The sequence below is a fragment of the Streptomyces sp. SID8374 genome (assembly GCF_009865135.1).
In the GTDB taxonomy this organism is placed as follows: Bacteria; Actinomycetota; Actinomycetes; order Streptomycetales; family Streptomycetaceae; genus Streptomyces.
This window is the reverse complement of the sequence record NZ_WWGH01000001.1, coordinates 4084155-4099702: the sequence shown is the minus strand read 5'-3', so window position 1 is coordinate 4099702 and position 15548 is coordinate 4084155. Positions and strand designations below refer to the sequence as shown.

At 73.3% G+C, this 15548-nt stretch carries 15 protein-coding genes; 1 reads left to right on the top strand and 14 read right to left on the bottom strand.

What is annotated here, in order from left to right:
• Positions 1–28: 28 nt before the first annotated feature.
• The 13 genes from GTY67_RS17970 to GTY67_RS17910 form a co-directional block, all read right to left on the bottom strand.
• Positions 29–904, bottom strand: coding sequence for an alpha/beta hydrolase (locus GTY67_RS17970; RefSeq protein ID WP_161279326.1), 876 nt, complete (start codon positions 902–904; stop codon positions 29–31).
• Between the two features lie 136 nt (positions 905–1040).
• Positions 1041–2252 (bottom strand): kynureninase, encoded by a 1212-nt coding sequence (gene kynU, locus GTY67_RS17965; RefSeq protein WP_161279325.1) that lies wholly within the window; start codon positions 2250–2252, stop codon positions 1041–1043.
• Positions 2245–3093 (bottom strand): tryptophan 2,3-dioxygenase family protein, encoded by an 849-nt coding sequence (locus tag GTY67_RS17960; RefSeq protein WP_093690055.1) that lies wholly within the window; start codon positions 3091–3093, stop codon positions 2245–2247. The genes kynU and GTY67_RS17960 overlap by 8 nt, the downstream gene beginning before the upstream one ends.
• Positions 3094–3232: 139 nt before the next feature.
• Positions 3233–3646, bottom strand: a complete 414-nt coding sequence (locus GTY67_RS17955; RefSeq protein ID WP_093690053.1) for a DUF3151 domain-containing protein — start codon at positions 3644–3646, stop codon at positions 3233–3235.
• A gap of 138 nt (positions 3647–3784) precedes the next feature.
• Positions 3785–5305, bottom strand: a complete 1521-nt coding sequence (locus GTY67_RS17950; protein ID WP_161279324.1) for a DHA2 family efflux MFS transporter permease subunit — start codon at positions 5303–5305, stop codon at positions 3785–3787.
• Positions 5306–5379: 74 nt separating this feature from the next.
• On the bottom strand, positions 5380–6552 hold the full coding sequence (locus GTY67_RS17945; RefSeq protein WP_161279323.1) for a MalY/PatB family protein: 1173 nt from the start codon (positions 6550–6552) through the stop codon (positions 5380–5382).
• A 91-nt stretch (positions 6553–6643) separates the two neighbouring features.
• Positions 6644–7675: a class II fructose-bisphosphate aldolase gene (fbaA, locus tag GTY67_RS17940; protein WP_093690047.1), complete on the bottom strand. Its 1032-nt coding sequence runs from the start codon at positions 7673–7675 to the stop codon at positions 6644–6646.
• Positions 7676–7827: 152 nt separating this feature from the next.
• Positions 7828–8367: an orotate phosphoribosyltransferase gene (gene pyrE, locus GTY67_RS17935; RefSeq protein ID WP_161279322.1), complete on the bottom strand. Its 540-nt coding sequence runs from the start codon at positions 8365–8367 to the stop codon at positions 7828–7830.
• A gap of 45 nt (positions 8368–8412) precedes the next feature.
• A complete protein-coding gene (locus GTY67_RS17930) occupies positions 8413–9159 on the bottom strand; it encodes an aldose epimerase (RefSeq protein WP_093690435.1) in 747 nt (248 codons plus the stop codon).
• 130 nt (positions 9160–9289) lie between these two features.
• Positions 9290–10396, bottom strand: a complete 1107-nt coding sequence (locus GTY67_RS17925) for an SRPBCC domain-containing protein (RefSeq protein ID WP_161279321.1) — start codon at positions 10394–10396, stop codon at positions 9290–9292.
• Between the two features lie 96 nt (positions 10397–10492).
• A complete protein-coding gene (locus GTY67_RS17920) occupies positions 10493–12091 on the bottom strand; it encodes a polyamine aminopropyltransferase (RefSeq protein ID WP_161279320.1) in 1599 nt (532 codons plus the stop codon).
• A 93-nt stretch (positions 12092–12184) separates the two neighbouring features.
• On the bottom strand, positions 12185–12706 hold the full coding sequence (locus GTY67_RS17915) for a DUF2617 family protein (RefSeq protein ID WP_093690042.1): 522 nt from the start codon (positions 12704–12706) through the stop codon (positions 12185–12187).
• Positions 12707–13080: 374 nt separating this feature from the next.
• The gene (locus GTY67_RS17910) at positions 13081–13344 is read right to left on the bottom strand and encodes a hypothetical protein (RefSeq protein ID WP_161279319.1); all 264 of its coding nucleotides are present in this window, start codon (positions 13342–13344) and stop codon (positions 13081–13083) included.
• A gap of 204 nt (positions 13345–13548) precedes the next feature.
• Between GTY67_RS17910 and GTY67_RS17900 the strand changes: the two genes are divergently transcribed.
• The gene (locus tag GTY67_RS17900; RefSeq protein WP_093690038.1) at positions 13549–14712 is read left to right on the top strand and encodes a pyridoxal phosphate-dependent aminotransferase; all 1164 of its coding nucleotides are present in this window, start codon (positions 13549–13551) and stop codon (positions 14710–14712) included.
• Between the two features lie 108 nt (positions 14713–14820).
• On the opposite strand, the gene GTY67_RS17895 is transcribed toward GTY67_RS17900, so the two are convergent.
• Positions 14821–15372, bottom strand: a complete 552-nt coding sequence (locus GTY67_RS17895; RefSeq protein WP_093690036.1) for a YbjN domain-containing protein — start codon at positions 15370–15372, stop codon at positions 14821–14823.
• Positions 15373–15548 lie beyond the last annotated feature (176 nt).

Below are 15548 nucleotides of genomic sequence, written 5' to 3'. Positions count from 1 at the left end.
TCCGCGATGAACGGGGGGATTTCGGACCTCACCACGCCAGCTGCGTGATCTCCTCCGCCACGATCGCGCACGCGTCGGCCGCCGGGTCGATCAGCGGGAAGTGCCCGACATCGCCGAGGAGCGTGAGCCCGACCATCTCGCCGGACTTCGCCGCCGCGTCGACGTACGCCTCCGAGACGGCCAGCGGGACGACGATGTCCTCCTCACCGTGGACGATCGCGGTGGCGATCCCGGTGGGCAGCAGGGCGGCGGGGTCGGCCTGGGCCGTACGGTCCGCCGACTCCCCCTCCTGACCGAGGAGTTGGTCCACCGCGCCGCCGCACACCCCCAACTCCACCGATGTGGCGAAGTCCGCGATCGGGGCCAGCGCGACGACCCCGCGCAACGGGGGCGGGGCGGGCAGGTGCCACGGCGACCCCTCGGGCAGCACATGGCGCGCCGCCGCCCAGAGCACGAGGTGGCCGCCGGCGGAGTGGCCGGTGACCACGATCCGGCGTACGTCGGCCTCGGGCAACTCGCGGGCGGCGAGGGCCGGTACGGCGTCGAGGGCGGCGGCCACGTCGTCGAAGGTCTCCGGCCAGCGGCCGGCCACCGGGTCGGCACCGGGCACCTGGCCGCCCTCGCCGCCGCGCCGGTACTCCACGTTCGCCACGGCGAACCCCCGCCGGGCCAGGAAGTCCGCGAGCGGGGAGACGTGCGTGCGGTCGTAGGGGGCCCGCCAGGCGCCGCCGTGCAGCAGGACGACGAGGGGGGCGGCGGTGCGGCCGTCGCGCGGGGCGTAGAAGTCGATGACCTGGTCGGGGTGGTCGCCGTAGGCGGCGGTCCGGTCGGGGGCGACCACCGGATGCGCGAGCGCCGACTCGGTCTCGGCGTCGTCCCGATCACGCGCGGCAGAATCCGACATGCTGCTCAACCGTCCTATGCCTGTGTCCTGTGGCTGTGCCCTGTGCCTGTGTCAGGTGCCCAACTGGGTTGACCTGCGGGGACGGTACCAGTGATCGGCACCGTCCCCGCCCGGCCTTACACGCATTGACGGTCCGTCAGGCCTGCCGGGTCTCCTCCAGCACCTCGGCCAGGACCCGCGCCGCCCGTTCCACGTCGGCGAACCCCACGTACAGCGGGGTGAAGCCGAACCGCAGCACGTCCGGCGGCCGCAGGTCGCCCACGACGCCCCTCTCGATGAGGCGCCCCATCACGGTCTCGGCCCCGGCGCAGCGCAGGGCGATCTGGCTGCCGCGTTCGGCGTGCGGGGCCGGGGTGACCGAGGTGACCCGGCCCTCCGGCACGTACGCCTCGACGCACTCCAGGAAGAAGTCCGTCAGCGCCAGCGACTTGGCCCGGACCGCGTCCACGGAGACCCCGTCCCACACGTCCAGCGCCGCTTCCAGCGTCAGCATGGAGACGATGTCGGGCGTGCCGACCCGGCCCCGTACGGAACCGTCCGCAGGCGCGTAGTCGGGGGTCATGCCGAACGGGTCGGCGTGCGAGTTCCACCCCGGCAGCGGGGAGTCGAAGGCGGCCTGGTGGCGCTCGGCGACGTACAGGTACGCGGGTGAACCGGGGCCGCCGTTCAGGTACTTGTAGGTGCAGCCGACCGCCAGGTCCACCCCGTGCTCGTCCAGGCCGACCGGCAGGGCGCCCGCGCTGTGGCAGAGGTCCCAGACGGCGATCGCGCCCGCCGCGTGGACGGCGGCGGTCAGGCCGGGCAGGTCGTGCAGCCGTCCGGTGAGGAAGTCCACCTGGTTGAGGAGGACGGCGGCCGTACGGTCTCCGAGCGCACTTGGTACGTCGGCGGGGGCGACCGGCACGATGCGGTGGCCGGTCAGCCGGGCGGCGGAGGCGGCGATGTACCCGTCCGTGGGAAACGTCGTCGCGTCAACCAGGATCTCGTCCCGTCCCCCGCCCGCGAGAGCGGCGAGGCGGGTGGCCGCGACGACCGCCTTGAAGACGTTCACGCTGGTCGAGTCGGAGACGACGATCTGGCCCGCGGCGGCCCCGACGAGCGGGGCGATCCGGTCGCCGATCCGCTCGGGCGCGGTCCACCAGCCGCTCTCGCCCCAGGACCGGATGCGCAGCTCGCCCCACTGGCGGGTGAGGACGTCCTGCACCCGGGCGGGGACGTGGACGGGCAGCGCGCCGAGCGAGTTGCCGTCGAGGTAGACGCCGTCGTCGAGGGCGAAGAGCTTGCGCTGTGCGGCCAGCGGGTCGGCGGCGTCGAGGGCGAGTGCCCGCTCGCGGAAGGTCTCAGACATGGCTGCGCGCCGTCCACAGTTCGGGGAACACGTTCTTCGTGGCGCGCTTCTCCAGCCAGGCCACCCCGGCGGAGCCGCCGGTGCCGGTCTTGGAGCCCATCGCGCGCCGGGTGGCGACGAGGTGGTCGTTGCGCCAGCGCCAGACGAGCTCGCCGACGTCGGTGAGCAGCTCGCCGAGGCGGACCAGCTCGTCGTTCTGGTCGTCGGAGGCGTAGATCTGTGCCCACACCGCCTCGACCTCGGGCGACGGCTCGTACCGCTTGGTCAGGTCCCGGCCGGTGACGGACTCGGGGATGGCGTACCCGCGCCGGGCCAGCAGGGCGAGCGTCTCGTCGTACAGGCTCGGCTCCCCGAGCGCCTTCTCCAGCTCGGCGTACACGCGGGGCGCGCCCCGGTGCGGCACCAGCATGGAGGCCGACTTGTCGCCGAGCAGGAACTCCATCCGCCGGTACATCGCGGACTGGAACCCGGAGCCCTCGCCGAGCGAGCCCCGGTAGGAGTTGAACTGGGCGGGGGTGAGCCCGGCCAGCGGCCGCCAGGACTCGTTGAGCGCCTCCAGCTCGCGCAGCGAACGCTTCAGGGCGTCGCGCGCGACGGGTATGCGGTCCTCGCGCAGGGCGCGGGTGGCGGTCTCCCACTCATGGACGATGACCGTGAACCACAGCTCCATGACCTGGGTGGTGACCAGGAAGACCATCTCGCCGGGGTCGTCCGAGCGGAGGTGCTGGAGGTGGGTCAGGACATCCGCCTGGACATAGTCCTCGTACGGAGTCGTTCCCGCGAAGTCGAGGTGCGGGGTGTCCGCACCGGTGGCTTCGGGGTCGGGGTGGTTCGTCGACATCGCTGTCTCCTCGACACGAGCTTCCGGGTAGCGGTCCGCCCCTTCCGTGAGGTGATGGAGCTCCGGTCCCCTGCTCGCATACTAAGCCGGACCCGCGCCGTGCGGGCGGCGGGCCCGGCTCAGGAGTACGCGGCCGGGGTCAGCCCAGGATGTCGGCGGCGGTCGGCGAGGAGTCGCGCAGGAACGCCGTGCAGCGCTCGTGCTCCTCGGTCTCCCCGATGGACCCGGCGGCCCGGGCGAGGGCGTGCAGGGCGCGCAGGAAGCCGCGGTTCGGCTCGTGCTCGAACGGTACGGGGCCGTGGCCCTTCCAGCCGGCCCGGCGCAGGGAGTCGAGGCCGCGGTGGTAGCCGGTACGGGCGTACGCGTACGACTCGATGACCCGGCCGCCCTCGTACGCCTCGTCGGCGAGCTGCGCCCAGGCGAGCGAGGAGGTGGGGTACTTCGCCGCGACCTCGGCGGGCGGCGTACCGGCGGCGAGCAGCTCGCGCGGCTCGGGGTCGTCGGGCAGGTGGGTCGGGGCGGGGCCCCCGAGAAGGTTCTCGTGGATGGACATGGATCAAGTGTGCCTGGAGCGGGACGCCCATGACACCTCACCGCCCGCGTTGCCGGGGCCGGGGACGGACTCACCGCCCTCGTCCCCGCACGCGCCCCGGTGACGGCGGACGGGCCCACCCGCCCGCCTGGGGGCACCTCACCGCCCGCGTTCCTCCGCCCGCTCGGGCTCCAGCGGCGGGGCCACGATGCCGCAGTGGACGGTGCACTCGGGCCGCTCCTCCTCCCGTTCCCGCGCCGGGGTGGCCGGCGGGGTGCGGACGGTCCAGCAGGCGATGACCGCGCCCAGCACCAGCAGCCCGGCGCACATCGGCATCGCCCGCCGGAAGGTCGCCGCGAACTCCCCGGCGTCCCGGTACGCCTCGGGCCCCATCCCGGCGAGCAGCGGCAGCGCGGCCACCGCGATCAGCCCGGCCGCCCGCGCGGCCGCGTTGTTGATCCCGCTGGCCAGACCGGCGCGCCCGGTGTCCACGGCCGCCAGGACCGTCGCGGTGAGCGGGGCCACGACCACGACGAGCCCGGCGCCCAGCACCGCGACGGCGGGCAGCACCTCACCGACGTACCCGCCGAAGGACGCGCTGCCCGGCCCCACCCGCAGCATCAGCAGCATCCCGGCGGCGGCCAGCAGCGGCCCCACCGTGAGCGGGATACGCGGCCCGATCCGCCGCCCCAGCTCCCCCGACCAGGCGGAGAACAGCAGCATCAGGACCGTCGTGGGCAGCAGCGCGGTACCGGCCCCGAGCGCCGAGTACCCGGCGACCACCTGGAGCTGGATCGCCGAGAGGAAGAAGAAGCCGCCGAGGGCCGCGTACACGCAGAACGTCACCAGGTTGACCGAGGTGAACAGCCGCGAGCGGAAGATCGACGGCGGCAGCATCGGATCGGCCCGCCGCTGCTCCACCAGCACGAACGCCACCCCGAGCAGCACCCCGCCGAGCGCCGCCCCGATCACGAGCGGCGAGGCGCCCCGCCCCGGCGCCTCGATCAGCGCGTACGTCACCCCGGCCAGGGCGAGGGCCCCGAGCACGGCCCCCACCACGTCGAACCGGCCGTGCGCCGCCGGATCGCGCGACTCCGGTACGTGGCGGAGGGCGACGGGGACGCAGATCGCGGCGAGCGGCAGGTTCAGCAGGAACACCCACCGCCAGCCGGGCCCGTCGACGAGCCACCCGCCCACGAACGGCCCCACGGCCGCCCCGACCCCGCCGAACCCGGACCAGAGCCCCACGGCCCGTGCCCGGTCGTCGGGGTGGAAGCTGGCCTGGATGAGCGCCAGGGACCCCGGCGTGAGCAGCGCCCCGCCGACGCCTTGCAGGGCCCGCGCGGCGATGAGCACCCCCGCGTTCGGCGCGATCCCGCAGAGCAGCGAGGCCAGCGCGAACCACACCACCCCCACCACGAAGACGCGCCGCCGCCCGTACCGGTCCCCGAGCGCCCCGCCCAGCAGGATCAGCCCGGCGAGGGTGAGCATGTACGCGTTGACGGTCCACTGGAGCGCGGCCAGATCGGTGTCGAGGTCGGCGCCGATGCGGGGCAGGGCGACGTTGATGACGGTCGAGTCCAGCATCGCCATGCCGGACCCGAGCACGGTGGTCAGCACGACCCAGCGCCCGACGGGCGAGGCGACCCGGATCTCCCCGGGGGCGGAGGCAGCGGCCATGGGGTCAGCGTGCCCCGAAGCGCCCTTCCCCGCACCCCGCACCGTCACGGGGGCGCTGACCCGGCCCCCGCTCCTCAATCGCCGGAGGGGCTTGATTTCAGGCTCTCCACCGCCCGGACCAACGCCTCCACCCCCGCCTCGGCCTTCCCCCGGGGGCACCCCACGTTCAGCCGCACGAACCCCGGTGCCCCGTAGACCGCCCCGCCCATGATCGCCACCCGCTCCCGCTCCACCAGCACCCGCTGCAACTCCGCGTCGTCCACCCCCGCCGCCCGCAGGTCGATCCACGCCAGGTACCCGGCCTGCGGCGGCTCCCACCCCAGCTCGGGCAGGTCCGCCGCCAGCCGCTCCGCGACGTACGCCAGGTTCCCCGCCACATACGCCCGCACCGCGTCCAGCCACGCGGCCCCCTCCCGGTACGCCGCGATGTGCGCGGTCAGCGACAGCACCGCCGGGGACGCCAGCCCCTCCGCCGTCTCCATCCGCCGCAGATACTCCGCCCGGTCCGCCGGATTCCCGATGAGCCCGTACGAACCGGTCAGCGCCGGAAAGTTGAAGGCCTTCGACCCGGAGGAGACGAGCGCCCAGCGGCCCTCGCCGGCGACCCGGGTCCACGGCACATGGACGTACCCCTCGTGCACGAAGTCCGCGTGGATCTCGTCGCTGATCACGGCCACCCCGTGCCGCCCCGCCAGCTCCGCCGTCCGGGTCAGCTCGGCGGCCGTCCAGACCCGCCCGGTCGGATTGTGCGGCGAACAGAGGACCAGCACCTTGGCGTCCGCCCGGGACAGCTCCCGCTCCAGCGCCTCCCAGTCCCCCACCGGCACCCCGCGCAGCTCCCGCCCGAGCCCGGTGACCGCCTTGCGGAAACCGTCGTACGTGGGGGTGTGGACGACGACCCCGTCCCCCCGCCCCGTCCACATCTGGAGGAGCTGGGAGAGCTGGTTGAGCACGGACGGGCCGTACACGAGCTGCCCGGTGTCGATCTCGGTGCCGTACCGGGTGACGTACCAGTGGGCGATGGCCGAGCGGAAGTCGTCCTGCTGCCAGGTGGTGTAGCCGAAGACGCCGTGGTCCAGCCGGGCCCGCAGCGCGGCCAGCACCTCGGGGGCGGTGGCGAAGTCCATGTCGGAGATGGTGAACGGGAGCAGCCCGTCGACCCCGAACCGGTCCGCGACCCCGTCCCACTGGACGCACCAGGTGCCCCGGCGGTCGACGGCGGTGTCGAAGTCGTACAGCGCGGCCACGGCGGGCTCTCCTTCTCTCGGCACAGCGTCGGGCCCGGCCCCCTGGAAGGAGGACCGGGCCCGAGGCCGTACATCCGTACTCGTGTACTGCTTACTTCAGCTTCGTGCCCGTGGAGCGCAGGTTCGCGCACGCCTCGGTGACGCGCACGGCCATGCCCGCCTCGGCGGCCTTGCCCCAGGTGCGGGGGTCGTAGGTCTTCTTGTTGCCGACCTCGCCGTCGACCTTCAGGACACCGTCGTAGTTGCGGAACATGTGGTCCGCGACCGGGCGGGTGAAGGCGTACTGGGTGTCGGTGTCGAGGTTCATCTTCACGACGCCGTTCTCCAGCGCGGTGGCGATCTCCTCGGCGGTGGAGCCCGAGCCGCCGTGGAAGACGAAGTCGAACGGCTGCGAGCCGGCCGGCTTGCCGTACTTCTCGGAGACGCCCGCCTGGAGGTCCTTGAGCAGCTCGGGGCGGAGCACGACGTTGCCCGGCTTGTAGACGCCGTGGACGTTGCCGAAGGAGGCGGCCAGCAGGTAGCGGCCCTTCTCGCCCAGGCCGAGCGCCTCGGCGGTGCGCAGCGCGTCGTCGACGGTCGTGTACAGCTCGTCGTTGATCTCGTGCGTGACGCCGTCCTCCTCGCCGCCGGTCGGGGTGATCTCGACCTCAAGGATGATCTTGGCGGCGGCGGCCTGGGCCAGCAGCTCCTGGCCGATGGCCAGGTTGTCGGCGAGGGTCTCGGCCGAGCCGTCCCACATGTGGGACTGGAACAGCGGGTTCAGACCCTTGGCGACGCGCTCGGCGGAGACGGCGAGCAGCGGACGTACGTACCCGTCCAGCTTGTCCTTGGGGCAGTGGTCCGTGTGCAGCGCGACGGTGACGTCGTACTTGGCGGCGACGATGTGCGCGAACTCGGCCAGGGCGACCGCGCCCGTGACCATGTCCTTGTTGTACTGACCGCCCAGGAACTCCGCACCGCCCGTGGAGATCTGGACGATGCCGTCGCTCTCGGCCTCCGCGAAGCCGCGCAGAGCCGCGTGCAGGGTCTGCGTCGAGGTGACATTGATGGCCGGGTAGGCGAACTTGCCCGCCTTGGCCCGGTCGAGCATCTCGGCGTAAGCCTCGGGGGTTGCGATGGGCATCTGACCGCTCCTTGGGATGTGCGGGTGTACAGGCGTGTAAGTCCCTGACCTGGGGGCGACGTCATCGTCGACCCCATCTTCCCAGACTCCTCATCCGGCTCCACCCGGCGGACCCTGTTTCACGTGAAACGTCCGCCGGGTCCGCTTTCGGCTCAGACGAGGCCGAGATCGGCCACCGAGTAGACCTGGATGTACGGGAGCCCGGCCTCGGCGATGGCCGCGGCGGCACCCCGCTCCACGATCACGGCGACGGCGACGACCTCGCCGCCCGCCTCCCGTACGGCCTCGACGGCGGTCAGCGGCGAACCGCCGGTGGTGGAGGTGTCCTCGACGACCAGGCAGCGGCGGCCCTTCACGTCGGTGCCCTCGATCCGGCGCTGCATCCCGTGCGCCTTCTGCGCCTTGCGGACGACGAACGCGTCCAGGCTCCTACCGCGCGCGGCGGAGGCGTGGAGCATCGAGGTGGCGACCGGGTCGGCGCCGAGCGTCAGCCCGCCGACGCAGTCGTAGTCCAGCTCGGCGGTGGCGTCCAGCATCGCCTGGCCGACCAGCGGCGCGGCCTTGCCGTCCAGCGTGATCCGGCGCAGGTCGATGTACCAGTCGGCTTCCAGCCCCGAGGAGAGGGTCACCTTGCCGTGCACCACGGCCTTGTCCTTGATCTGCTGGAGCAGGTCAGCGCGTACGTCAGTCATGGACACGAGGGTAAGCGGTTCCGGCCCCCGCCTCGGAGCCCGGCCTCAGAGCCGCGCCCAGCTCCAGGTGGTGGTGATCTCCAGCGGGTCGATCGGGGTGACCAGCCGGGGCGCGGTGTTCAGCCCGTTCGGCGGCCCGGACTGCGGCTCCACACAGACCGCCTCGTCCTGCTCGTCGTAGATCACGACCCACTCGCTGCGGCTCTTGACCGTCAGCTCCAGCTGCTCCGGCCAGGTGAGCTTCACGTCCACGCCGTCGGGCATCCCGAAGCAGTCGTCCCACGGTCCCGGTACGGGGTCGATGCGGCGGCCGGTCGGCAGGTGGTCCTCACCGCGCTCCTCCTGCCAAGCGGCGTCGAAGGAGAGCTCGGCATCCCGGCCCCCGAGGTTGCGGTGGAACCAGGGGTGCCAGCCCGCCTGGGCCGGAAAGGAGGTGCCGTACGTCTCCACGGCGAGGCCCAGCGTCAGGGTGTCCTCGGTCAGCTCGAAGGTCTGGGTCACCCGGCCCTCGTACGGCCAGGGCTCGGCGAGGTCGTAGTAGAAGGCCGCCTGCGCCTTGTCCGCGCGGGCGGTCCGCCAGGCGGTGTCCCGGCCGGTGCCGTGGATGGCGTGCGGCGGGGAGTTCAGGGGCAGTTGGTGGGCGGTGTCGCCGTTGCGGAACTGCCCGTACCCGGTACGCCCGCACCAGGGCACCATCGGGAAGCAGCCGTACCGCCCGCCCTGGCGCAGCAGTTCGGTGGAGCCGATCCGCAGGCTGCTGATCCGGCAGCCGTGGGCGGGGTCGACGGTCAACTCGGCGTCGTCGGCGCTCAGCCTGACGTTCTCTTCGCTACGGGTGCTCTCTTCGCTGCTGCTCACCCGACGACCCTACTGGCGGCCCGCGGGAGTGTCCTGCCGGTCGGGCCGGATCCGGCCGCTCCCCCTACCTCCGGCGCCGCAACGCCCTGCCCAGCACCACGGCGGAGGCCAGCGCGAGGGCGGCCGCCGGGGCGACCCAGCGCAGGGTGGTGCTCGCCCCGCCCGCTTCCGGCGAGGGCACGGGGGCGTACCGGCCGCGCGGCGGCGCGTGGTCGACCTCCTCCGCGCTGCGGCCGATCATGGTGCGGCGGGCGTGCGCGGCCTCGGCGGGCGGCTCGTCGGGGACGGTGAACTCCACTCCGGCGACGGGGTCGAGGGCGGGCGGGGGGACGGGCGAGTCGAATACGGAGGCGGGTTCGGCGGATTCAGCGGGCTCGGCGGCGGGTTCGGCGGCGGGTTCGGCGGGTCCGTCTGCGGCGCCCGTACCGGCAGGGGCCGCCTCGCCGACGGCGCCCGTACCGGCAGAGGCCGCGTCACCGGACGTCGCGTCACCGGGCGGTCCGTCACCGGACACCGCGTCACCCGTCGGCGCGTCCCCCGGCAGCTGGCCGCCCGTCGGCTCGCTACCCGGCGCACCGTCACCCGCTGCCTCGACGTCCCCCTCCAGCCCCTCGGCCGACACGTCCTCCGCGCCGTCCTTCACCGCACCGCCCTCTCGCGCACCGGCCTCCCCGTGCGCACCGCCCTTCCCTCGCGCACCGGCCTCCCCCCGCGCACCGTCCTCCTCATGCGCGGCCAGGGTCTCCGTGACCAGCTGCTGGGTGAAGCGGTCCAGGAGGCGCTGGGCCGCCGCGAGCGCCGCGCCCTCCTCCAGCTCGGCCAGGCGGCCGTCGCCGCTCGCCGTGCCGCTGTACGCGAGGGTCGTCCCGCCGTCCGTCTCCGTGAGGCCGATGGCCAGGGCCAGCTTCACCGCACCGGTCCCCCGGGCCTCCACGCCCTCCCCGGTGACCGAGAAGCGGCCGTCCTCGGGGCCGGGGCCGGAGAGCTTCAGCTCGCCCCGGTACGTGATGGTGTGGCCGCCGGCCCGGAACTTCAGCCGGCCCGCCAGCGGCGCGGCCGCCGCGTCGGCGTCCTGCTGGATCCCCGGTACGCAGCGGGCGACCCGGACGGGGTCACCCAGCGTGCGCCGCAGGGCCGGGACCGGGACCGGAACGAACACCTGATGCTCCATACCTACCGAGCCTAATCGCCCCCGGCCCGCACGTCAGGGCTTCCCCCCGCCCGACCCGCCCGCCTCCGCCACGTAGCGAGGCCCCGCCCCCCGCCCTCACGCCTCCTCCCAGTAGCGCGGGTGGATCAGCGTGGACGGCACCTGCCCCGGCAGCCGCAGCCGGTCCGCCGCCCGGGCCCCCTCCCGTATCTCCGCCTCCCCGAGCGAGCGCAGTGCGGGCGCCCCGGCCGCCAGCCCCGGCTCCCCCACCGGCCCGGCCGCCGCGAGGAGGAAGCCCCAGTCCTCCGGGGGCCGCTCCCCGGAGGAGAGCCGGTCGGGGCTCGCGGTGAAGCCGGAGGGGCGGCCCGGGATGCGGTACGGGCGGGTCGCGAGGCCCCCCGCCCGTACCGAGGCCTCCACCGTCCAGAAGGTGTGCGGCCGGACCACCGGCGGGCCCGCGTGGACCACGAGGCGCCCACGGGGGGCCAGGGCCTCGGCGATCAGCCCGTAGAACTCGGCGGAGTACAGCTTCGTACTGGCCGTGACGCCCGGGTCCGGCAGGTCGGAGATCACCACGTCGTACCGCTGGTGGTCGGCCCGCAGCCAGGTGAAGGCGTCCGCGCCGATGGCGGTGAGGCGCGGGTCGCGGTAGGCGTGGTCGTTGAGCCCGGAGAGGGCGGGGTCGGTGCGGGCCAGCCGGGTGACGGCGGGGTCGATCTCGACGACGGTGACCGAGCGGACGTCCCCGTAGCGGAGGACCTCCCGGGCGGCGAGCCCGTCGCCGCCGCCCAGGATGAGGACGCGGGCGCGGGGGCCGTCCATCGCGGGGTGGACCAGCGCCTCGTGGTAGCGGTGCTCGTCGCGGGCGCTGACCCGGAGCCGGCCGTCCAGGTAGAGGCCGAGGGAGTCGCGGTCGGTGCCGGTCAGGACGACCTCCTGCACCCCGGTCTGCACGGCGACCCGCACCTGGTCCCCGTAGACGGCCCGCCGCGCCGCCTGCTCGAAGTCGTCGACCAGGACCGTGGCGGTGGCCAGGACGGCGATCACCGAGACGTTGACCACGACGAGGAGCCGGCGGGAGCGGGAGGTGAGGTCGCGCCGGAACACCCACAGGACCAGCGCCCCGCCGGCCGCCGCGTTGACCGCGCCGGTGAGGAGCGCGCCGGTGAGCTGGCCCAGCATCGGCAGCAGGAGGAAGGGGAAGGCCAGGCCGCCGACGAGCGCGCCCACGTAGTCGGCGGCGAAGAGGTCGGCCACCGCCCCGCCCGCGTCCTGCCGGTCGACGCGCTGGATCAGCGTCATCAGCAGCGGGATCTCCGCCCCGATCAGCACCCCGATCGCCAGCGAGAACCCGACCAGGGCGTACCGCGACTCCCCGAGCCAGGCGAACGAGGCGTACAGCACGAGCGCCGATGAGCCGCCGATCAGCGCGAGGGCCGCCTCGATCAGCCCGAAACCGACGGCGGCGTGGCAGCGTAAACGTTTCGCGAGGAGGGAGCCGATGCCCATCGCGAAGACCATCACCGAGAGCACGACGGAGGCCTGGGTGACCGAGTCGCCGATCAAGTAGGAGGCGAGCGCGACCAGTTCCAGCTCGTAGACGAGGCCGCAGGCCGCGCAGACGAAGACGGCGGCCAGCACGAGGAACCGGCCGGTCCTGGGCCGTACGGGAAGCCGCGCCGCGCCCCCTCGCAGCGACACCTGCTGGTCGATCATGTGGCGAACGCTACGTCACTGCCCCGTCGCCGCTTGTCACCCACAAGGGTGCAAGTGGAGGGGCCGGGGGCGCCCGGCCCCCGGCCGCACCCCTCAGGCCGCGGTCGCGGGGATGCGCACCCCCACCCTGGTCCGGGTGACCACCAACTGCCCTTCCTGCGGGTACGCGTGCCAGGTGCGCCACCGCACCTGGCCCTCGATGCGCTGGGCGAGCATGGCGGTGAAGGCGTACGGGGAGCCGGGGAAGGTGCCCGCCAGGCCGTGCGGGTGGTCGCTCACGAGCGCGAGCAGCTCCTGCGCCCGGCCCGCGAACTGGCCCTGCGTCAGGGTCTCGACGCGGGCGGCGAATTCGTACTCCCAGTCGCCGAGCCGCTTGGCGACGCCGAGGGGGAGGGGGGTGCTGCTGCCCGGCATGCAGGCAACGGTCTCGGAGCAGACCCCGCGGTCCTCCTGGAGGAGGACCTGGTGGGAGGCGCCGAGAAGCCTCAACTGGAGTTCGGCGCCACCGAGCTGGAGGTCGAGGACGGCGAGGGCGGGGAGCGGCTCCCGGCCCAGGGTCCAGGCCAGGTCGGCGGCGCGGGTATCGGAATAGGCCGTCTGGAGGGTGGTGAGCATGGGTCGGCTCCGCAAACACACATGGACACATGGACAGCGGGCGTCCCCTGGGCATGCGCGTGGGAGGAGGGGCGCCCGATCTGGTCCAACTGGGGTCCGAGGGCTGAATGTTCTCTTCAACGAGGGAATCACGAAGTACGCCGCACTCGCAGCGTTTTTACCCAACTTGACGTGGTTTCCATCCCCCCGGGGGCAGCCCGGTTCAACTGTTCAACCAGTTTCGCCTGCGTGGCTCAACGACAGGGCGCCCGAAGGGAGTTCACCTTCGGGCGCCCGGCGCCGGAGTCACTGTCGGTGACGGCGGCGGTGACGGTCACGGTGACAGTTGCGGCACCGGATACGACGACGCATACGGCGACGGCCTCACGGCCCGCTCAGCTGCCTCCGCCGCAGCCGCCCCCGCCACCACCGCACGACGAGCCGCCGCACGAGTGGCCGGAGGAGGAGCCGCAGGAGCCACCGCCGCTGTCACCGCCCGCCCACCAGCCACCGCCGCCCGCCGCCGCACCGCCCGTGGCGGACCGGCGCCGCGCACGCGCCGCGTACGGTCCGCTCCTGACCCGGGTCACCCGCGCCAGGACCACCATCAGCACGAAGAGGATCCCCACACCGACCAGCACCGTGATGAAGACAGTCATGCCCCTCACCCGCCTTTCTCTCCCCCGAAGCGCGGTTCCCCCGTCGCTTCCCGGTTTCCCCTGTGTTCCTCTGTTCCTTCGTGTCCTTCGTGTCCTTCGTGTCCTTCGTGTCCTTCGTGTCCTTCGTGACAGGGGGATCCCCCCGGCGCACGCGGCCCAAAGCAGACTTGAGCAACTCCAGAGCTTGGGCACAGGATGGCGCCCATGACACAGGGACGACCGCTGCTCAACCGCCGCCTCGCCGGGTTCGGCACGACGATCTTCGCCGAGATGTCCGCGCTGGCGGCGCGGACCGGGTCGATCAACCTCGGCCAGGGCTTTCCCGACACCGACGGCCCCGAGGAGATCCGGGAGGCGGCGGTGCGGGCGCTGCGCGCCGGGCACGGCAACCAGTACCCGCCGGGCCCCGGCATCCCGGAGCTGCGGACCGCCGTGGCCGACCACCAGAAGCGCTTCTACGGCCTGGACTGGTCCCCCGACACCGAGGTCCTGGTCACCACCGGGGCCACCGAGGCGATCGCCGCCGCCCTGCTCGCCCTGGTGGAGCCGGGCGACGAGGTCATCGCGTTCGAGCCGTACTACGACTCGTACGCCGCGTGCATCGCCATGGCGGGCGGCGTCCGCGTCCCCCTCACCCTGCGCGCCCCGTCCTTCCGCCCGGACCTGGACGAGCTGCGCGCCAAGATCACCCCGCGCACCCGCCTCCTGCTCCTCAACTCGCCGCACAACCCGACCGGCGCGGTCCTCACCCCCGAGGAGCTGAGCGGTATCGCGGCCCTCGCGGTGGAGCACGACCTGCTGGTGGTGACCGACGAGGTGTACGAACACCTCGTGTTCGAGGGCGCCCACCACCCGATCGCGGCGCTGCCCGGGATGCGCGAGCGGACGGTCTCCGTCTCGTCGGCCGGCAAGACGTTCTCGTACACCGGCTGGAAGATCGGCTGGGTGACGGCCGACGCGCCCTTGGTGACGGCGGTGCGCTCGGCGAAGCAGTACCTGACGTTCGTGAGCGGCGGCCCGTTCCAGTACGCGATCGCGGAGGCGCTGAACCTGCCCGACACGTTCTTCACGGAGTTCCGCGAGGGGATGCGCCGGAGGCGGGACCTGCTCGCGGAGGGCCTGCGGAGCGCGGGCTTCCGGGTCCACGAACCGCAGGGGACGTACTTCATCACCACCGACATCTCCCCGTTCGGCGAGGAGGACGCCTACGCCTTCTGCCGCGCCCTCCCGGAACGCTGCGGGGTCGCCGCCGTCCCGGTCTCGGTCTTCTACGACGACCCGGAGGCGGGCCGCAGCCAGGTCCGCTTCACCTTCTGCAAGCGCGAGGACGTGCTGGAGGAGGCGGTGGAGCGGCTGCGGCGGCTCTGACACGGCAGCGGGCGCCTCTGACGCTGCACCGGCACCTCTGACGCGACAGCGGCCCGGGAGGGCGGTCGTGGTGACCGTTCTCCCGGGCCGCTGCCGTGGATCGAGGGGTCAGGCGCCCGCGGACTCCGTGCCCTCGGCGTCCGTCTTGCCCTCGGCCGGGGTGAGGCCGAGGCGCTCCACGAGCCACTTGTCGAACTCGATGGAGGCGCGCACCCAGCTCACCGTCGAGGAGACGAAGTGCTCCAGGCTGACGCCGGTGCCGATGAGCATCTGCGCCTCACCGATCAGCCGGACGGAACCCGCCTCGCCCTCCTCGCCCTCGTGGGCGTGGGTGTAGACCTTGGGCCACAGGGTGCGGCGGTTCCAGTCGTCGATGGCGTCCAGGAGGACGGGACGCAGATCGAGGGCGTGCGGGCGGTCGTAGAACGTACGGACCGAGAAGACCTGCTGCTCGTCCTCGCCCCGGAACATGAAGTACGTCCGGAACTCTTCCCACGGCGCGGCGAGGTCGCCCTCGTCGTCGACGACGTACTTGAGCTCCATCTGGTCGAGGAGCTGCTTGACGAGGTCCTGGTCAGGGACGACGGGGCCCTCCGGTCCTGCCGCCTGCGGTTCGGGCTGGCCCCCGAAATTAGGAATCGAGGACGGATCGATGCTCACCGTTATTTCCCTTCGTGCGGTTGGCGGCCATCCTCTCCCATGGCGGGCGGGGCATGGCAAGCCCGCACGGCCCCTATCCGCCAGAAGCTGACACGCGGCGGGTGCGGAGAGGGGCCGTACGGGCGGTCTCCCAGGCTGCCGGGCCGCTGCCTTACGCGGCCGGGCCGGTGCTTTAC